At 63.2% G+C, this 2,887-nt stretch carries 3 protein-coding genes and 1 pseudogene; 1 reads left to right on the forward strand and 3 read right to left on the reverse strand.

All coding sequences use genetic code 11. The annotated features are described in order from the left end of the window. A pseudogene (locus tag X773_RS0140575) lies at positions 1 to 202 on the forward strand (segregation and condensation protein B); the annotation flags it as partial. Between the two features lie 43 nt (positions 203 to 245). On the opposite strand, the gene X773_RS73285 reads toward X773_RS0140575, so the two are convergent. The 3 genes from X773_RS73285 to X773_RS73295 all read right to left on the reverse strand — a co-directional run bounded on the left by X773_RS73285 (position 246) and on the right by X773_RS73295 (position 2,761). Then, entirely contained in the window at positions 246 to 770 is a 525-nt protein-coding gene (locus X773_RS73285) for an RES family NAD+ phosphorylase (protein WP_023680932.1), read from the reverse strand. Continuing rightward, complete coding sequence (locus X773_RS73290; RefSeq protein ID WP_023680933.1) at positions 767 to 1,153, reverse strand: hypothetical protein; 387 nt, start codon at positions 1,151 to 1,153, stop codon at positions 767 to 769. The genes X773_RS73285 and X773_RS73290 overlap by 4 nt, the downstream gene beginning before the upstream one ends. Before the next feature lie 495 nt (positions 1,154 to 1,648). After that, entirely contained in the window at positions 1,649 to 2,761 is a 1,113-nt protein-coding gene (locus X773_RS73295; protein WP_023680934.1) for an IS110 family transposase, read from the reverse strand. Positions 2,762 to 2,887: the final 126 nt, after the last annotated feature.

Consider the following 2,887-nt stretch of genomic DNA (forward strand, 5'->3'; position numbering starts at 1 on the left):
CGCGCCCTATACTTATGTGACGACGAAAACTTTTCTCTCGCAGTTCGGGCTCGACACGCTGCGCCAGCTACCGGATTTCGAGGCGCTTGAGGACGCCGGGCTGCTGTCGAAGGAGAAGCTGCTGGCCGGCAATATTCCAGCCGGGCTGGCGAGCGGGGAGGGCGACGGCGAGGACGATGTCGTTGGGGACCAAGCGCCGTGACGGGGGACGTCGTCGCGTTGCGATCCCAGAGACGGTCGATAACTCAGCACCAGGACGACTGGTCGTGCGGCAACCGTTGATCGGGATCGTGAACCGCGACATGGTCGCTGTCGACAAGATTGGCCGGAAAGATCACCAGATTGGTGCCGCCGGCGTGACGCAGCGACGGAAACAGGATGCCGCGAAGTCCGGCGGTGATGACCAGATCCGCGAGCTTCCACGATGGTGGGATCTTCTTGTCGATGCGAGCGACCTTGCGCCAGGCACAATCCCACTCCTTCCACGGGCCGTCCCAGATGTCCGGGTCGAAACCCTGCGAAAGGTCGGCTACCTCGGCGAGCGTGATCTTGTAAGCGGCAAGGGTGGCGGGCGGGGTGATGCTGGCTCCCTGCTTGTATTCATCAAGCGCCGTCTGGGTCGCACGCGACAGATAAAGTGCTTCGATGCCTGGCCGGTTGAAACGACCGCCGTCCATCGCTGCGCCTGCACCGCTGGTGGGCAGGAAAGCCCATTTGGGATTCAGATAGCGATGGAAGATTTCGTCTGGACCGATGCGGGTGATCCTCACCCGCGCGCACCATTCTCGAGATCCCGGATAAAGGCCAGAACCGCCTCGACCTGGCCGCCCGCGACGAGCTCGGCTGCGGTACGATGGCCATAGTCGGCGATCGGTTCATTGCGGTACCAAAAGATCGCCTTGTTGACGTCGCCGGTGAGTTCCGTCGCCGCCGAGATCACTTTCACCATCTCGCGCATCCGGCCCTGCAGGCGCTCCGATGAGGGATTGCGGAGCGTGTTGCGGTGGACACCGGTCAGTTGGGCCAAGTTGGCCACCTTCACGCCCAGCGCCTGCGACAGGCGCTTCGGCGAGATATAAGGCGTGCGCGGCTCCTGCAGGCTATCGACAAAGCCGGAAATCACCGTGGAATGTGCGAGCTGTGCGTGGGCCATGACAAATCTCCGACCTCTCATATGCACAATATATGCACATTCCGATGCATAGCAAGTGGACGGAGGCCCTACTCCTTCCACCAGACTACTTGCCCTTCTTCATTCCGTAGCGTTTGTTAGCTCTTATGACCGTGGTCAAGCGTGGTAGATGAACTTTTCCGCCCCATGTCTTTGCCACAGGATGTTTGCCGTTGATGGACAGCACGGGGACGGGATGAGCCCTTGAGACGACGGTCGATCATGCTCTTATCCGCGGGTTGGCTACCGCACTTCCGTAATCCGTCTTGGGCTATCCTTGTCTAGAGTCGGGCGTTGGGCCGTTGCCCAGCCACATAGCTAGCGCGGGAATTCCCCACCGTGGCCACATCCCGTCTCCGTGCTGTCCCGGTTGTTCCGCCGGATTGAAGCCGTTCAATTAGCTTCAATCCGGCGGCGCCCGTGGGAGACGAGCGTTTGCTGGAAGCTCAATCTTCACGGGGGAAGCGCACCGCATCTTCAGCGCACCGGCTCAACCTGGTGGCCGATGGCCCACAGGAAAGCCGCCATCTCGCGGGCGATCGCCGCCACGACGATCGGTCTCTTCTTGCCAGAGGCCGTCAGGCGCCGGTAGCGGGCGCACAGTCGGGTCTGCGCCTTCCAGGCAATCTCGCGAACCGCCTTGGGCAGGCCCTCGAGGCGGATGCGAATGGTTTCCGTCACCCGGGCCGGATAGCGGTAGCTCCAGGCGCCCTCCACCAGGACGCGGCGTGCGCGGCGGTTGCCGGCAAGCGTCAGGCCGCCACGCTTCACCGTCTCGCCGGTTGACCGCTCCGACGGCACCAGGCCGAGAAAGGCCATCAGCTGCCGCGGATTGTCGAAACGGCGCACATCGCCGACTTCGCTGACAAAGGTGACGGCAACGATGAAGGAGACACCACGCAGCGCCTGATAGGCCGCCACCACCGGCGCCATCGACCAGCTCGGCACCAGCTCGGCGAGTTGGGCATCGAGCCGCTCCAGCCGGTTCTGCGCATCGGTGATCACATCGACCTGATCCTGGAACACGATCTGCTGGGCCGGATGGTCGAACTTCTGCGCCGCCAGCCAGCGGGCATGCGCCGGGCCCCAATTCTTGCGTCCGCTAAAGACCCGGCCATGGCGCAGCAGGAACGACAGAAGCTGCTGGCGCTTCTTGCGCAGATCCTCGCTCGCCGAGCTCCGAACGCGCACTAGATCGCGCACCGCTTCATGCACTGCGTCGGGAACCCAGATCCCGGTCAGCTCCCCCGCCCTCAGCAGCCGTGCCAGGGTGACCGCATCGCGTCGGTTCGTCTTGACGCGTTCGCCCGGGCGCTTCGGGATCAGCGACGGCGCAACGACATCGCAGCGGTGGCCGAGCTCAACGAGCTGGCGACAAAGCCCGTAGCCGGTTGGGCCGGCCTCGTAGCAGAAATGCAGGCGCGGATATTTGCGCTCCAGCTTACGCACGAAGCGTTCCACCGCCGCCGGTGTCGCCTCGATCTCGCCGAAATAGCGGACCTCCCCCTCCCGGCCACCCTCCGCAATCGCAATCGCGTGCTTGGCTTTCGAAACGTCGACACAGACGTAAAAATCCTTATCTTCTGCCATGGCTCGTCCTTCCTTTGCTGGGGCTCGGCTCGGCATTCCCGAGCAACCCCCGTTTGCTTACAGCTGCAAAGACTAAGGACGGGCCGCCGCTCAGACCACGGTCATAACGTCTAGCGGCGGCAATGC

This window comes from Mesorhizobium sp. LSJC280B00 (assembly GCF_000502835.1).
Taxonomy (GTDB): Bacteria; Pseudomonadota; Alphaproteobacteria; order Rhizobiales; family Rhizobiaceae; genus Mesorhizobium.

What these genes read in the sequence shown, in the direction of transcription:
- X773_RS73290 (WP_023680933.1), bottom strand. Translation starts at nt 1,153, where the DNA reads ATGGCCCACGCACAGCTCGCACATTCCACGGTGATTTCCGGCTTTGTC.
- X773_RS73295 (WP_023680934.1), bottom strand. Translation starts at nt 2,761, where the DNA reads ATGGCAGAAGATAAGGATTTTTACGTCTGTGTCGACGTTTCGAAAGCC.